Raw genomic sequence first — 15,339 nt, 5'->3', positions numbered from 1 at the left:
TTGTTTTTGTCGGGCAATAGTTAACATGTTATCTATATGCGCGCAACAAGTACGTGTCTGCCAAGGTGGTTGCACTATTGATGCCAGATCCTGCGGTCAGTGGGCCTGTAATGCGCGCTGGAAACCGCTCAAGGCGTCCAGCAGCCAGGCACGTTGATCGCTGCTCAAGGCGATATAGCGCCGGAACGCCGGCATGCGATTGACCACCTCGCTGCCGCCCATATGCTCAAGCCGCACGCACCATTGGTGATCCACCAGGTCGATGCGCAGGCGCTTGAAGTCCAGCGGCATCAAGGCGCGATACAACGCACTGCCCTCCTGCAACTCGGCTTGCAGAATGCCTAAAACTTCCTTGTCTCCCGAGCGCTGCCGACAGCGGATTCCAGTGCGTCGAACGGCCCCGGTGTGGTGCAGTTCGAAGCTCGCCGTGCCCTGCTGCGAGGCAGGGATGCGCAGTACGAATTCGGTCATCACCAGGTGCATCAACAGCTGCGACTCGGTGCGCTCGACGATCTCCAGTTGCAGCCCGAGATTGTCCAGGGAAACCCGGGCCGTTGTCGGTCCACACACCTCATAACCGGCCAGGCCGAGGTTACGCCGCAGGTGTTCCAGCGTAACGCCGGGTCGATACCCGGCAGGCGCGCGCCGGGCGCTGAACAGCTCAGACAGTTTTTGCAGCATGGCTGATATACCCGTTGTGCGGCTGACCCGGCTCATGGGCGAACTCCTTGGCCAACACCTCTTCCACCGAGGCGGGCTTGAATGGATTGACCTTCTGCACAACCAGCGTCCAGAACAGCGCGTACGCCGCCGTGCACCCGAGCATTACGCCAAAGGGAATGTAGATGTCGGCGGGGTTCATGCCCGGCGGGGTGATAAACCACATGCCCAGCAGGATGCCGATGCTCGACAGAATCTGCGGCAGCGGAAAGAACGGCGAACGGTAGGCGCGAGGCAGATCCGGACGGCGAATCCGCAGGATCACCACCGACAGCGTCACCAGCAGATAAGCAAAGCTCCAGGCACACACGGCCGCCAGCACCAGGTGCATGATGTTGTCGGTGTTGCCGCCCAGGTACAGCGCGTGCAGGCACGGAATCAGCATCGCCACCAGGATGCACAGCAGCGGTGTCTTGAAGCGCGGGTGCAGGTAGGTGAAAACCTTGGGCAACGCGCCGTCGACCGCCATGCCGTACAGGATCCGTGGCACACCGGCCATCAAGGTGTTGATGGTCGCAGCACCGGCAAACAGGAAGCCGATGCCCAGCCACATCGGGCCGATGCTGCCCATCACCTGCTCGGCGAATTTCGGGATGGCCATCGGCGTATCCAGCAGGTGCACGCCGCCCGCCGCGTCGATCAATACGTTTTCCACCTGGCGTTTCATGGCCGCGCCATAGATGAACATGCACGTGGCCACCCCCAGCAGCCCCAGCACCATCGCCTTGGGCATCACCTTGGCCGAGTTGCGCAGGTCCGGCGCCAGCGGCGTGACGAATTCGCAGCCGACGAACATGAACATCGCCATGCCCACCAGCGACAGGATGGTGATCAGGTCGGTGCCCACCAGGGATTCACCGAACCAGCCGTCCAGCTGCACCGCTGGGGCTGCGATCAGGCCCAGCACGCCAAACACCATCAAGGTGGTCCACATGCCGAAAGTGAGGATGATCTCGGCCCGGCCGAACGCGCTGACGCCAAACGCATTGAGCACCCCGAACACAATCACGAAGCCCACTCCCAGCAACCACGAACCGCCGGCGGATTCCGCCAGGGTGTTGAGGTGCTCGAAATTCACCAGCGCCATCACGCCGGAGAGGATGGTTTCGGCGGTGCCGGCAAACACATGCACGATCAGGTACGCCGACAAGGTGCCGGTGATCGCAAAGAACCGGCCCATGCCGCAATTGATGTAGTCGTAGACCGAGCCGGTGGTGGGCAGGATCGAGGCGGCTTCGGCGAAGGTGGTCGCCTGGGCCAGCATCATCACCACCGCGATCAACATCGCCACCGCAAAGGCGCTGCCGCCGATGCCAAACCCCATGGTCGCGGTGAGGATCACCGGGCTGGCCATGATCAAGCCAATGGTGCTCGCCAGCGCGGTTGGAAAGCCCACCGTGCCGCGTTTCAAATGTTCGGTGAGCCGGTCGTTGATCGACATGGTGCAGATCCTCAAGAAGCGGATTTTTAGAAGTATTGGCACTCTGCGCCCGCCCTGGCTGATCGTCTTGCTCCTGGCTGCCGCCGGTTTTGTTGCTGCCTGCCACTGCTGCGCCACTGGCGGCCTGGGACAATTTCCTGGCACGCAGGGGAAAGACTTGGCCCGGTGGCGCTCGCCCTAATGCTCCCTCAATTCACCTTGTTGGGGACTATAACAATGCAGCACACACAACAAACCCGTCACCTGTACAGGGCCATCAGCCTGGGCATCGCGCTGATGATCATCGACTCATCGGCCCAGGCGTTCGAGCTGTATGCCGATGACGACACTCAGGTCACCGGCAACTTCCTGGCGGTGTACGGGATGTTCAACAGCCGCAAGAACTACGACGGCACCACCGGCGGTTCCACCTGGCGTGAAGGTTTTATCAAGTATGGCTTGAGCGTCGACCAGCGCTTCGGCGCCCTGGGCAGCGTGTATGGCACGGCCAACCTGGTCAGCTCGGGCACCTGGGGTGATGGCGATGCGTCGGGCGTGACCACCGGCAGCGAGCGCACCACCAAGTTCGACGAAGCCTTCGCCGGCTGGCGCTCGGGGGAACTGTTTCCGGCACTGGGCAAGGAGGGTGTGAACCTGTCGTTCGGCCGCCAGGTCATCATGCTCGGCGACGGTTTCATCATCAACGATGACGGCCCGAACTTCGGCAAGGGCGTGGATGACGGCAAGTTCAACCGGGGCGGCGCCTACTACATCGCCGCTCGGCATGCCTTCGATCAAACCGCAGTGCTACGCCTGGGTGGCAAGGACGGCGTGCATGGCAGCGTAATGTGGATCAAGTCCGACAACCGCGCCCAGGCCAACACTGAAATGGCTGCCGGCACCCTGGACTACACCGCCGCGCCCGGCACCCTGGGGTTGACCTATATCCACGGCATCAGCGTCGACGACCGTTATGCCAATGACCTGCAAAAACAGCGCGCCGGGATGAACATCTACAGCCTGCGGGGCGCCGGTAATGCCGGGATCGAGAACGCGCACTTTTCCTTTGAATACGCCTGGCAGGACAAGGACGCCGGCCCGGAAAAGGCCTGGTACACCGAAGGCGGTTATACCTTCGCCGCGCTGCCGTGGTCGCCGGACCTGACCTACCGCTACAGCCGCTATTCGAAAAACTGGGATGCGATGTTTTCGGGCTTCAACCGTGGCTACGGCACCTGGGTGCAGGGCGAGGTGGCCGGCAATTATTCGGGGCCGTTCAATACCAATACTGAGGTGCAGCATGTGGCGTTGAAGGTCAAGCCGCTGGACAGCGTCACCCTGGGCGCGCTGTTCTTCGACTACAAGACGTTGAGCAAGGGCGGCATGCTCAACCTCGATGGGCGCGAACTGGACCTGTACGCGGAGTGGGCGGTGAACGAACACCTGATCGTCACGCCACTGCTGGGTTTGTACAAGCCCAACAAGGATGAGAGCAACGGCGGCAACCAGGTGGGTGGCAATGGCACCAATCTCTATAGCCAAGTCACCGTGGCCGTGCCGTTCTAACACAGGTGCAATGAGCTACCGAGATCACATGTGGGAGCGGGCTTGCTCGCGAAAGCGGTGTGTCAGTCGCCAGATGTATTGGCTGACACTCCGCATTCGCGAGCAAGCCCGCTCCCACATTGAACCTGCTTCAGCCTTCGATAGAGGTGTTCGCCCTACGGTTGCCGCTCCTCGATCCGCGCATACGCCCCCTGGTGATAGAGCAACGGCGCACGACCAAAATCATCGAAAGCCACCACCTTGCCAATCATGATCCAGTGATCGCCACCATCCACCTGCTGGTACTTCTCGCAGTGAAACCGCGCCGAGCAATCAGCGAAGACCGGCGAACCGCCCTCCCCGGGCTCGAATTCGATTTCGGCAAAGCGATCGTCCCTGGGCCGGGCGAAGTTGTTCGACAGGTGGATCTGGTCGGCCGCCAGCACGTTGACCGCAAAATGGCTGGCCTGCTCGAACACCTCGTGGCTGTTGGAGCGTTTGTCGATGCTCCACAGCACCAGCGGCGGGTCCAGGGATACCGAATTGAAGCTGTTGGCGGTGACACCCACTTTGCGCCCGCTGGCATCAGCGGCGGTGACCACCGTGACACCGGTGGCAAAGTTGCCCAGGGCCCGGCGAAAGGCCCGTGGGTCGAAACTGTTATCAGACATGCAAGACTCCCGGACTGCATCAACGCGCAGTCCTGATGGTTGTGATGGCCGGGTCGGCGTCAAATCATGCTCGGATCAGGCTCGAGCCCCATCAGCTCACGCCCCAGGATCTGCGCGCACACGTCGTAATCGGTGTACGCATGGGCGCCGGTCATATGGGAATCGCGGAACAGACGCTGCATCTCGTTGTGCTCGAACCACGCATTGCCACCGGCGGCCTCGAACAAGCGGTCCACCGCCTGGATGCACATCTTGGTGGCGTACGCCTGGTTGGTACGCCAGAACGCCAGGGTCTCGCGGCTCGGGTAACGGTGCTGTTCGCTGTGTTCGGCGTGTTCCTGCCAGGTCTTTTCCAGGAACGCCCGGGCGGCGGCCACCTGGTGTGTCGACTCGGCCAGGCGCATCAACGCCGGAGTCGCCGCCCCCACTGCCGCGCCGGTGTAGGCACGTACGCGGGTCCTGGTTTTTTCGCGGAATACTTCGAGCATGCGCTCGGCCACGCCCAGGCTCACGGTGGAGAAACCGCTGGCGAAATACGGGCGGTACGGCGAGTAGAAAATCTTGCTGTCGGGGTACAGACCGAAGCCGGCGGACTTGCCTTCCATCATGTCCTTGGCTTTCTGGATGCGGTGTTCTGGCACCCGCACGTTGTCGATGATCAGGGTCTTGGTGCCGCTGCCTTTCATGCCGGCGGCGAACCAGTCATCGCGAATCTGATAGTCGCTGCGCGGCAGTACCGCGAAGCAATAGTCCTGGGTGCCCTCGGCGTTTTTACGGCGGAAACCGACAATCGCCCACTCGGCATGATCGCAACCGCTGCTCCAGCCCATTTCACCGCTGAACAGCACACCGCCCTCAACTTCTTCAGTGCGGCCAAACGGCGCGATGCTGCTGCTGGCGGTGGCATTCGGGTTATCGCCCCAGACTTCCTGCTGCAGCTTGGCGGGAAACAACGCCAGTTGATGGCTGTGGGTGCACAACAGGCTCATGGCCCACGCGGTGCTGGCACAGGCGCCGGCCAACAAGGCGATGCAGTCGGCAAACTGCGGCAGGGAGATTTCCATGCCGCCAAAGGGTTTGGGTTGAAAGGCACGGTGCATGCCGATGCTCTTGAGCAGCGCAATGTTCTCGTCGGGAACCTTGCGGTCCTGCTCGGCCTGGAAGGCGTTGGCAGCGATGGTCGGCAGAATCGCCTTGAGATCTTCGAGGAGCGGGTTTGGCTTTTTCATGGACGGCCCTGCTTATTATTGGATGTCCGGCTGGCGTTCAAACTCAACGAACGACGCTGGATGTGGGGCCAGTATGGAGCGGGCGACACCCCCGGAAAATGCACCTTCCACAGCCAAGATTGCACTTTCCACAGGCCTGGCAGCCACAGACATATCGCCCGGCAGGCACGGACAAGCCTGGCCCGGCGGCGCTGGTTACCCTCGGGCTTTTGCGAGCAAGGAAAATCCCATGAGCGATATTGCGCTGCTGCCTGAAGTCCAGGCCTTCCTCCGTCGAAGCCATGCCTTGTTTATCGACGGCGGGTACGTCCAAAGCCATTCCGGCCAGGCTCTGGAAGTGATCAACCCGGCCACCGGCGAGGTGATCGCCCAGGTTGCCGATGCGGACCTGGCCGATATCGACACAGCGGTGGAATCGTCCCGGCGTGGCTTCCGGCAATGGGCCCAGGTCGCCCCTGCCATTCGCGGCAATGTGCTGCTGAAACTCGCCGACCTGCTGGAGCAACATCGCGAAGCACTGGCGCAGATCGAAACCTGCCAGTCGGGCAAGATCATCCAGATTTCCCGGGCCTTCGAGGTCGATCAGGCGGCGCACTTCCTGCGTTACTACGCCGGCTGGGCCACCAAGATCAGCGGCCAGACCCTTACCCCGTCACTGCCCTCCTTCGCCGGCGAACGCTACACCGCGTTCACCCTGCGCGAACCGGTGGGCGTGGTGGTGGGCATCGTGCCGTGGAATTTCTCGACCATGATCGCCATCTGGAAACTCGCCTCGGCGCTGGTGACCGGCTGCAGCATCATCATCAAGCCCAGCGAGTTCACCCCGCTGACCATCCTGCGCATCGCCGAACTGGCCATCGACGCCGGCCTGCCGGCGGGCGTGCTGAACGTGTTGACCGGTGGCGGCCACGTGGGCAAAGGCCTGGTGGAGCACCCGGGCACCGACAAGGTCTCGTTTACCGGCTCGGTGCCCACCGGCATCGCCGTGGGCCGCAGTGCCATGGGCGCCGGGTTGACCCGGGCGACCCTGGAACTGGGCGGCAAAAACTCCGCCGGATTCCTGCGGGATGTGGACCTCGACAAAGCGGTCAACGGCATCATCGAAGCCGGCTTCCTGCACTCCGGACAAATCTGCGCGGCCGCCGAACGCTTCTTCGCCCACCGCTCGCAGATCGAGCCGATCATGGACAAACTGGCGCAACGCCTGGGCCGGTTGAACATCGGCTCGCCGCTGGACGAGCGCACCGAATTCGGCCCGGTGACCAACCGCCAGCACCAACAGAAACTCGAATGGTTTTTCGCCAAGGCCCGGGCCGAGAACAATACGATTGTCCACGGCGGCAAGCTGATCGACGGGCCGGGGTGCTATGTGGAGCCGACAGTAATTCTCGCCAACACGATCCACGACACCCTGCTCAACGAAGAGACCTTCGGCCCGATCGCCACGTTTTTCCCCTACGACACCGAGGATGAGCTGCTGGAACTGATGAACAACACGCCTTACGGCCTGAGCGCCAGTCTCTGGACCAATGATCTGAGCAAGGCCCTGCGCATGGTGCCGGCGATCAACGCGGGGACGGTGTGGGTGAACATGCACACGATGCTCGACCCGGCGGTGCCGTTTGGCGGCAACAAGTCTTCGGGGGTGGGACGGGAGTTTGGCGGGGCGTTCATCGAGGATTACACCGAGCTCAAGTCGGTGATGATTCGCTACTGATAAACCGGGCGACCGATCGTTCCCACGCTCCGTGTGGGAATGCATACCGTGACGCTCCGCGTCACCACTGCGCAAGGCTTCCATTGTGCATTGCCAGCGGGACGCGGAGCGTCCGAGGCGGCATTCCCACGCAGAGCGTGGGAACGATCAGCGTGGGAGTGATCGCGAGCCTGCTGACAAACCCGCTCTCCTGACCAACCGCTCCCACACTGGATTTATGTTGCCAGTTGGATTTCGGATGTGATCAGGCCACCGGACACTCCCGGTTCAGCGCCTCATCCACCAACAACTGCGCCATCTCCACCAATTGCACCACTGCCAACACTTGCTTGCGGCTGGCCCCATCAAGATGCTCGGCACAGTCATAGGCGCTGACAGCCGCCGATTCAAGAATCTCGCTGGCATTACACAAGGCGACTTCGGTGCTGAGGCCGGCACGTACGGAGAATAGTTTGTTGGAGGACGGAGGCGAAGCGGCAGGTTCTGAATTGAGGTCGTAGTGCTTGAATGCGCGCTGGGCAGCATCGTGGAATTTCTGGTCGCTCAAGTAATGCGGCGGGTTGGGCGAGACCTTTTTCATGGTGAAGCTCCTCTATGAGTAAGCACCTCCACGCTCGCTACCACACGATTAAGGAGGCGACTGTACACGGGGTGGTAGACCGGTCATAGAAACCCGGCAGGCCGAAGCCTCCCATGCACAGCCGCCACAAAGCAGCCCGCACAAAAAAACGCCCTTGAGCGTTTGGGGATCTATGAAATAGCCGGGCTACCACACCCGTTCGCTGAATTGGCAGCGACCCGCGAAGGTTAGCGGCGAGAAGGTCTGGAAGCAACCTGAAATCTATGTGGGAACGGTCTGCGTAGGAACGGGCGATACCGCTGCCGGCGTATGCCCATTGTTGATCGTTCCCACGCTCTGCGTGGGAATGCATACCGTGACGCTCCGCGTCACCATTGCGCGAGGCGTCAATGCGGCGGTGCCAGCGGGACGCGGAGCGTCCGAGGCGGCATTCCCACGCAGAGCGTGGGAACGATCATCTGCACCTGGTCCCCTGAGGCTGCATATACCCGCCATAAATGGGCAGGCCGGTAGCCGGTAACATCCTGGTAATGCGCCAAATACCTGTACAATTTTATTATTTTGTACAAGTATCAGCAGTATCAAGCCCTCTCGGGGAGAACCGCAATGACCCGTCTATTGGTTTCGCTGGCCCTGGTGTTGGGCCTGAGCAGTTGTGGCAGCGTGGATGTAAAACACTATGCCGACCAGCAACCGCAACTGGACCTGGTGAGCTTCTTCAGCAAGCCCGTCAAGGCCTGGGGCATCTTCGAGAAACGCTCGGGTGAAGTGGCCAAGCGTTTCGAGGTGAATATCGCCAGCCGCCGCGAGGGTAAAAACCTGATTCTCGATGAGCGCTTTCTATACAGCGATGGTACTCGCCAGCAACGTGTCTGGACCCTCACCCCGGACGGCCCCACCCACTGGCGCGGACGGGCCGGTGATGTGGTGGGCGAGGCCAGGGGCGAAGTGGCGGGCAACGCACTGCGCTGGCGCTACGTCCTGAACCTGCCGGTTGATGGATCCGTCTACGAAGTGAGCCTCGACGATTGGATGTACCTGATGGACGAAGACACGTTGATCAACCGCTCCAGCATGTCCAAGTTGGGTGTGGAAGTCGGCCAGGTGACGTTGTTCTTCCGTCGCCAGTCTTCACAACCCTGACCGGTAAGGAGTGAACCATGAACCTGCAAGCCCTGACCAGACTGGCCACCCAAGGCGCTGTACGCGAAATGGAACTGCTGTCGCTGGAAGGTGGTTTCTATCTGGCGCGCGTAACGCTGGACCACGGCCAGTTCACGCTGCTGGACGAGTCGGCGAAGCCCCTGCACTTTCGCTCCGTCAATCACTTGCGTGACGTGTTGCAGGCGGTCCCTGCGTTTCCCTGCACCCTGGTGCATCAGTGCGTGCATGACGAAATGTGCGGCCGGCGAGAAGGCGCTATCGAGCCACTGCGAACGCCATTTTCCCTGGAAGCGCCGTGGTGACCAAGGCAGTTCGAAACCTGTGCCTGGTGCTGGGCGACCAGTTGTCGTTTGACCTGGCCTCACTGGATGGGCTGGACAGCCAGCGCGATGCGGTCTTGATGGTCGAGGTCATGGAGGAAGCCAGCCATGTGCCCCACCATCCGCAAAAAATCGTCCTGGTCTTCAGCGCCATGCGCCATTTTGCCCAGGCGTTGCAGCAGCGTGGCGTGCGGGTGCAGTACGTCACCCTGGACGATCCGCAAAACACCGGCTCGGTGCCCGGCGAGTTAAGGCGCTGGCAATCGCTGATGCAACCCCGGGAAATACACCTGACCGAATGCGGTGACTGGCGTCTGGAGCAATCCCTGAAGGACTGCGGTTTGCCGATCCAGTGGCATGCCGACCACCGATTCCTGTGCAGCCGTGACGCGTTCGCCGCTTGGGCCAGCGGTAAAAAACAGCTGCGCATGGAGTTCTTCTACCGGGAGATGCGCCGCAAGAGTGGGCTCTTGCTCAACGGTGACGGTACGCCGGTGGGCGGCGCCTGGAACTTTGATGCGGACAACCGCAAGGCATTGCCCAAGGGCACCAAGGCGCCCTACCCGGCGCGCTTCAGCTCGGACTCGATCACCCAGGACGTGCTGGCGCTGGTAGGTAAACACTTCAGCAGCCACTACGGTTCCCTCGACACCTTCGATTACCCCGTGACCCACGCCGACGCGCAGGCCCTCTGGGACTACTTTCTGGATTATGGCCTGGCTGGATTCGGTGATTACCAGGACGCCATGGCCAGCGACGAGCCGTTCCTGCTTCACGCCCGTATCAGCGCAGCCCTGAACATCGGCCTGCTGGACCTGCGCCAGCTGTGCAGCGATGTAGAGGCGGCTTATTGGTCGGGCAGCATCGGGCTGAACGCTGCCGAAGGGTTTATCCGCCAACTGATTGGCTGGCGTGAATATGTACGCGGCGTGTACTGGCTGAAGATGCCCGACTATGCCGCAGGCAATGCATTCGGCAACAGCCGCCCGCTGCCGGAGTTCTACTGGACGGGCGAGACGCAAATGAACTGCATGCGCCAGGCGATCGGCCAGAGCCTGAAACATGCCTATGCCCATCACATCCAGCGGCTGATGGTCACCGGCAATTTCGCCCTGCTGGCCGGCATCGTGCCCAGCCAGATATGCGAGTGGTACCTGGCGATCTACATGGACGCGTTCGACTGGGTCGAGCTGCCCAACACCCTGGGCATGGTGATGCATGCCGATGGCGGTTACCTGGGTTCCAAGCCTTATTGCGCGAGCGGCCAATACATAAAGCGCATGTCGGACTACTGCCGCGACTGTGCGTACAAAGTCACGGAAAGTACCGCTGACAATGCCTGCCCGTTCAATGCGCTTTACTGGCACTTTCTGATGCGCCACGGCGACCTGCTGCGGGGCAATCAGCGCATGGCCATGCTCTATAAAAATCTCGACCGCATGCCTGAATCCAAGCAGGACGCGCTGTGGAAACGGGGCCAGAGGCTGCTGGCCAAGTTGGATGCGGGTGAAACGCTGTGAAATTTTCCGGCCGCTGCGAATTGTTGTGAAGCCTGTGATAAATGGCCAATTGCCCATGCTAACGTCGGCTTCGATGTCATCCAATTCATTGAGGGAGCAGCGCCGATGTCTACTACCGTAACACCCGCCGGTGGCGGACCGACCACTCAAAAAGCCTCGACGTCGGTATTCGACGACAAGTTGAATATTTCCAAGTCGAGCAAGGTGATCGCCGATTACATGCGCCAGTCGGGCAAGTCGGCCATTACCAAGCAAGAGCTTTCGCAACTGGCCAGCAATGCCTCGGGCAAGGTGCCGGCCGATGTGAGCGCTGCGGCCCAGTACATGGAGCGCCATCCCGACGTGTTCACCGCGATCGAAACCCATGATGTGGCCGGTGCCGATAACTTTTCCGGGGTGTGGAACTTCGACTGGGCAGCCAACGGTGGGCTCAACGGCACGGCGACCGATGCCATCGCCAAGATGCAGGACACCTTTGATTTCGCGATTGCCAAGTCGGCGCAGATCACCGAGATCAGCACCGGCAAAAAGGCCGAGCTGGACTCGACCAAACAGCGGCCGCAGAACTAGGTTCCTCGAAATGATCGTTCCCACGCTCCGCGTGGGAATGCATACCGTGACGATCTGCGTCACCATCACCTCTCGCATCGACGGCCGGACGCAGAGCGTCCAAGGCGGCATTCCCACGCGGAGCGTGGGAACGATCTGTCACGGTCAAAAGTGAAACGAAACCCCCGTGGTCACGTTGAACGCATCCCCCACATAGAAGTTGGCCGAGTCCTGGCCCTTGGCGTCGTACGCGGTGTTGGTGGCCGTGGCATAGCGCTTGTTGGTCAGGTTGCGTGCATCGACGAACACTTCCCACTTCTTGCTAGGGGCCTCGTAGCCCACCTTGGCCCCCCACAACGTATACGACGGCGCACTCAGGGAGTTGGCAAAGTCGACGTAATAGCTGGACGCCGCCCGGGCGTTGAGCTGCGCGTAGAAACCGCTGCCTTGGCGATATTCCAGCTCGGCCTGGTAGACCTGGCGCGGCAGGCCCGGCAGCTGGTTGTCGCCGAACACCGCATCGTTGCGGTAGTGGAAGTCGTTGAAGGTATAGGCCTGGCGCAGGGTCACGGTGTCGCCATTGCCGCCATCCCACAGTTGCGCATTCAAGCCGGCTTCGATGCCCTGGTGAATGGTCGCGCTGCCGTTGGAGGTAGCCACCAATTGGTCCTGGGTGGCCGTCGCCTGGCGTACCACTACCGACAGCAGTTCTTTCTGCACCCACGAGCGGTAGACCGTCAGGCTGCCGTCAAAAATACCGTGGCCGCCGCGGATACCGAACTCCACGGTGTTGGCTTTTTGCGGCCGCACATCACGGATGTACGGCGTGCCGGTGCTGCCCAGCTGCCAGGTAACCGGTGGATCCACCGAGCGGCTGACGTTGCCGAACACTTCGAATTCCGGAGTCAACTGATAGCGCAGGCCAATGCGCGGGGCGACGTCGGTCTCGTCGTATTCAACGCCACTGGGGAACGCGCTGGTATTGGTGGCGGTGCTGTATTCGATCTGCGCCTTGCGCTTGATATCAATCAATGACAACCCGGTGGACAGCCACGTGCGGTCATTCAGTTGCAGTTCGTTGCCGAGGGAAAACACCGTGTCCCGCGAGCCGGTGTAGTTGGTCTTCTGCTGGGTGATGCCGGTGGCCTTGCTGTGGGATTTCACATCGGCCAGGTACGCCAGCGTATTGCTGAAGGTCACGCTGCTGTCGCTGCGCAGGCCGAAGAAGGTGTCGGCGGTGCGCAGGTAGCGCAAGGTCAGGTTGATGTCCTGGGAGCGCCATTCCTGTGGCGTTGGCGAATAGCGCCAGCCGTTGTCCAGCGGGTAATCGTTGTAGCCCAGGCCGACTTCGAGCTTGGCATTGTCGTCGAAGGTGTAGGTGGTGGTGCTGCCCAGCAGGGTCGAGCCGTCCTTCTTGCGCCCGATGGGCACGAGGTTGCTCGTGGGGTCGTGCTTGAGCTGGTATTTGGTCAGGGTGTTGCCCTGGCTGAGGGTTTCTTCCTTGTAGCGAATGTAGAAGCGCGTCTCCAGTTGCGGGCTGAACACGTGGCCGAAGTTGGCAACGATCCCCTGCCCCTTGTTCGGTGTGTTGTCCTGGTAACCGTCACGCTCGTTGTGCTGGATGCTGACGTAATAGTCATTGTCTCCGTCCACACCACCCGTGCTCAATTGCTCCTTGCGATAGCCGAAGCTGCCGGCTTCGAAACGCGCGTAGTTGCCCGGATCGGTGCGGCCGGTCTTGCTCACGAAGTTGATCGCGCCGCCCAGGGACAAGGCCGAATAACGGAAGGCGTTGGCGCCGTAGAGCACCTCGGTGTGGTCCACGGAAGCCATGTCCAGCATGTCTTCCTGGGTGCCGCCCGGGCCGGTCAACGGCAGGCCGTCATAAAGGAATTTGATCCCCAGCACATAGCCTTGATAGAAGGTATTGAGGCCCGAACCGCGGATCGAAATCTTGTTCGCGCCCGAGCCGCTGGTGGCCTGGGCGAATACGCCCGGCTGCAACGCCAGCACGTCCTCGGCGTTCGCCGCGCGGCCCTGTTCGATCTTGCGGTTGTCGATCACTGCGGTTTTGCCGGGCACCTTGGACAGTTGCTTCTCGGCCTTTTGCGCTTCGGTGGCTTCGGCACCGGTGACCACTACCGTGGCCAGGGTCGGGTCCGCCTGGGCGGCAAAGGCCGCGCCGTGTATCAACATCAACAGCACGCCAAGGCTGGACGCGGTGGCCAGTGACTCAAAACGACGAGCGCGAGGTTCAAACAGTTGCCGCATGAATTAAATACTCCTGGGGTCTCGAATTAGTTGGAGCATCTATTCGTATAGTCGCGCTCTGTTTCCAACTTTGCAGGGTTCATGCCACGTCCAAGCCTCAATAAACACTGGCCGGCCACTCTTATTAATCGCCACAAGTGCAACACTTTGCTGGTGAAATGTTCGATTCCGGACAATACAAAAACCACCCACAAACACTTATATGCTCAAGCAATAAAAGCATAACGAAAGCCCCGCCCTGCGGGCACAGGACGCAACTGTGCAAATCCCAACAGCCCTCCAACAAAAGTTGCGTATTCGACACTGTCCGCGCCTGCATCCCCGTAAGAAGTCGCAAGTTATCGGCTTATTGTTACTTGGTATGGGTCTTGCTCTATCCATTGCCTGTTGAAACAAATCAGCTCGAGCATTCTCGACTTAAGCAACGAGGTATTCACGCGTGACGGTCAACTTACTCTGCACCCGCAGGACGCCACTGGAGATTGCCCGTGACCTGGCGACCGAGTTCGCGCGCACCGCCGTCGACCGCGACGCCAGCGGCGGTACGCCCAAGGCCGAACGCGACAAACTGCGCAGCAGCGGCCTGTTGTCCCTGAGCATCCCCGGGCAATTCGGCGGGCTGGACGCCAACTGGTCGGAAACCTTCGAGGTGGTGCGCGAATTCGCCCGGGTCGACAGCTCCATCGCCCACGTATTCGGCTTTCATCACCTGATGCTCGCCACCGTCCGGTTATTCGCCACGCCCGCACAATGGCAAACCTGGTTCAGCCTGACGGCCAGCAACAACTGGTTCTGGGGCAACACCCTGAACCCCCTGGACACACGCACGGTGGTCAAGCGCCACACGGGCTGGCGGGAATTCTCGGGACAGAAGAACTTCTGCTCCGGGGCCAACGACTCGGAAATGCTGATCGCCTCGGCCATCGATGAAAGCGCCGGCGGCAAGTTGCTGATCGCGGCGATTCCCAGCGCCCGCAGCGGGATCATCCTGCACAACGACTGGAACAACATGGGCCAGCGCCAGACCGACAGCGGCAGCGTGACCTTCAAGCGCGTGCGCGTGGAAGAGTCCGACCTGTTGCTGGACCCGGGCCCCCTGAGTACTCCGTTCGCCTGCCTGCGCCCGCTGATTGCGCAACTGCACTTCGCGAATATCTTCCTCGGCATCGCCGAAGGCGCGTTCGAAGAAGCGCGCCAATACACCCTGGAAGAAGCCCGCCCGTGGTTCCGTTCCAGCGCCAGCCACAGCACCCAGGACCCTTACATCCTCAGCCACTACGGCGATTTCTGGGTGGCGCTGCAAAGCACCCGCCTGCTGGTGGAGCGCGCAGGCCAGGTGCTGGACGCGGCATGGGCCAAGGGCTCGGCCCTGACCAGCGAGGAACGCGGCGAAACGGCGATTGCCATCGCCACCGCCAAAGTCGCTGCCAGCCGCAATGGCCTGGAGTTGTGTAGCAAGGTCTTCGAGGTCACCGGCGCACGGGCGACCAACGCCTCGGTGGCCCTCGACAGGCACTGGCGCAACTTGCGCACCCAGAGCCTGCATGACCCGCTGGACTACAAACTTCATGAACTGGGCGAGTGGGCACTGAACGGTACCGCGCCCATCCCGACGTTTTATTCCTGATCTTTT

General features: G+C 61.2%; 12 protein-coding genes and 1 pseudogene. 7 read left to right on the top strand and 6 right to left on the bottom strand.

Annotation, left to right across the window (positions count from 1 at the left end):
* Nucleotides 1–96 precede the first annotated feature (96 nt).
* The gene (locus C0058_RS11460; protein ID WP_102368611.1) at nt 97–681 is read right to left on the bottom strand and encodes a DUF3156 family protein; all 585 of its coding nucleotides are present in this window, start codon (nt 679–681) and stop codon (nt 97–99) included.
* Entirely contained in the window at nt 662–2,161 is a 1,500-nt protein-coding gene (locus C0058_RS11455; RefSeq protein ID WP_003219898.1) for an APC family permease, read from the bottom strand. The genes C0058_RS11460 and C0058_RS11455 overlap by 20 nt, the downstream gene beginning before the upstream one ends.
* Nucleotides 2,162–2,377: 216 nt before the next feature.
* Here C0058_RS11455 and C0058_RS11445 point away from each other — a divergent pair, with 216 nt between their 5' ends.
* Nucleotides 2,378–3,706 (top strand): hypothetical protein, encoded by a 1,329-nt coding sequence (locus C0058_RS11445; RefSeq protein WP_102368610.1) that lies wholly within the window; start codon nt 2,378–2,380, stop codon nt 3,704–3,706.
* Between the two features lie 173 nt (nt 3,707–3,879).
* On the opposite strand, the pseudogene C0058_RS11440 reads toward C0058_RS11445, so the two are convergent.
* Nucleotides 3,880–4,356, bottom strand: a pseudogene (locus tag C0058_RS11440) (flavin reductase family protein); the annotation flags it as partial.
* Nucleotides 4,357–4,415: 59 nt separating this feature from the next.
* A complete protein-coding gene (locus tag C0058_RS11435) occupies nt 4,416–5,585 on the bottom strand; it encodes a p-hydroxyphenylacetate 3-hydroxylase oxygenase component (protein WP_087694959.1) in 1,170 nt (389 codons plus the stop codon).
* A 229-nt stretch (nt 5,586–5,814) separates the two neighbouring features.
* On the opposite strand from C0058_RS11435, the gene C0058_RS11425 reads away from it, so the two are divergent.
* The gene (locus C0058_RS11425) at nt 5,815–7,302 is read left to right on the top strand and encodes an aldehyde dehydrogenase family protein (protein WP_102368608.1); all 1,488 of its coding nucleotides are present in this window, start codon (nt 5,815–5,817) and stop codon (nt 7,300–7,302) included.
* 244 nt (nt 7,303–7,546) lie between these two features.
* Here the strand turns inward: C0058_RS11425 and C0058_RS11420 are convergent, their stop codons facing one another.
* Nucleotides 7,547–7,882 (bottom strand): DUF6124 family protein, encoded by a 336-nt coding sequence (locus C0058_RS11420; protein ID WP_003219885.1) that lies wholly within the window; start codon nt 7,880–7,882, stop codon nt 7,547–7,549.
* A gap of 606 nt (nt 7,883–8,488) precedes the next feature.
* On the opposite strand from C0058_RS11420, the gene C0058_RS11415 reads away from it, so the two are divergent.
* The 4 genes from C0058_RS11415 (at nt 8,489) to C0058_RS11400 (ending at nt 11,456) form a co-directional block, all read left to right on the top strand.
* On the top strand, nt 8,489–9,025 hold the full coding sequence (locus C0058_RS11415) for a DUF3833 domain-containing protein (protein WP_102368607.1): 537 nt from the start codon (nt 8,489–8,491) through the stop codon (nt 9,023–9,025).
* A gap of 17 nt (nt 9,026–9,042) precedes the next feature.
* Entirely contained in the window at nt 9,043–9,348 is a 306-nt protein-coding gene (locus tag C0058_RS11410) for a DUF6482 family protein (RefSeq protein WP_008431191.1), read from the top strand.
* Nucleotides 9,345–10,886, top strand: a complete 1,542-nt coding sequence (locus tag C0058_RS11405; protein ID WP_168197503.1) for a cryptochrome/photolyase family protein — start codon at nt 9,345–9,347, stop codon at nt 10,884–10,886. The genes C0058_RS11410 and C0058_RS11405 overlap by 4 nt, the downstream gene beginning before the upstream one ends.
* Before the next feature lie 105 nt (nt 10,887–10,991).
* The gene (locus C0058_RS11400) at nt 10,992–11,456 is read left to right on the top strand and encodes a hypothetical protein (RefSeq protein ID WP_008431185.1); all 465 of its coding nucleotides are present in this window, start codon (nt 10,992–10,994) and stop codon (nt 11,454–11,456) included.
* 144 nt (nt 11,457–11,600) lie between these two features.
* Here C0058_RS11400 and C0058_RS11395 read toward each other — a convergent pair whose 3' ends face one another.
* Entirely contained in the window at nt 11,601–13,706 is a 2,106-nt protein-coding gene (locus C0058_RS11395) for a TonB-dependent receptor domain-containing protein (RefSeq protein WP_102368606.1), read from the bottom strand.
* Between the two features lie 439 nt (nt 13,707–14,145).
* On the opposite strand from C0058_RS11395, the gene C0058_RS11390 reads away from it, so the two are divergent.
* A complete protein-coding gene (locus tag C0058_RS11390) occupies nt 14,146–15,333 on the top strand; it encodes an acyl-CoA dehydrogenase family protein (RefSeq protein WP_003219870.1) in 1,188 nt (395 codons plus the stop codon).
* Nucleotides 15,334–15,339 lie beyond the last annotated feature (6 nt).

The organism is Pseudomonas sp. NC02 (assembly GCF_002874965.1).
Taxonomy (GTDB): Bacteria; Pseudomonadota; Gammaproteobacteria; order Pseudomonadales; family Pseudomonadaceae; genus Aquipseudomonas.
This window is presented reverse-complemented; position numbering and strand designations above follow the sequence as displayed.

Bases quoted from the DNA above. Each gene is read 5' to 3' on its own strand.
- C0058_RS11420 (WP_003219885.1), bottom strand. From the start codon at position 7,882: ATGAAAAAGGTCTCGCCCAACCCGCCGCATTACTTGAGCGACCAGAAA.
- C0058_RS11445 (WP_102368610.1), top strand. From the start codon at position 2,378: ATGCAGCACACACAACAAACCCGTCACCTGTACAGGGCCATCAGCCTG.
- C0058_RS11410 (WP_008431191.1), top strand. From the start codon at position 9,043: ATGAACCTGCAAGCCCTGACCAGACTGGCCACCCAAGGCGCTGTACGC.
- C0058_RS11425 (WP_102368608.1), top strand. From the start codon at position 5,815: ATGAGCGATATTGCGCTGCTGCCTGAAGTCCAGGCCTTCCTCCGTCGA.
- C0058_RS11435 (WP_087694959.1), bottom strand. From the start codon at position 5,585: ATGAAAAAGCCAAACCCGCTCCTCGAAGATCTCAAGGCGATTCTGCCG.
- C0058_RS11455 (WP_003219898.1), bottom strand. From the start codon at position 2,161: ATGTCGATCAACGACCGGCTCACCGAACATTTGAAACGCGGCACGGTG.
- C0058_RS11460 (WP_102368611.1), bottom strand. From the start codon at position 681: ATGCTGCAAAAACTGTCTGAGCTGTTCAGCGCCCGGCGCGCGCCTGCC.
- C0058_RS11395 (WP_102368606.1), bottom strand. From the start codon at position 13,706: ATGCGGCAACTGTTTGAACCTCGCGCTCGTCGTTTTGAGTCACTGGCC.
- C0058_RS11415 (WP_102368607.1), top strand. From the start codon at position 8,489: ATGACCCGTCTATTGGTTTCGCTGGCCCTGGTGTTGGGCCTGAGCAGT.
- C0058_RS11400 (WP_008431185.1), top strand. From the start codon at position 10,992: ATGTCTACTACCGTAACACCCGCCGGTGGCGGACCGACCACTCAAAAA.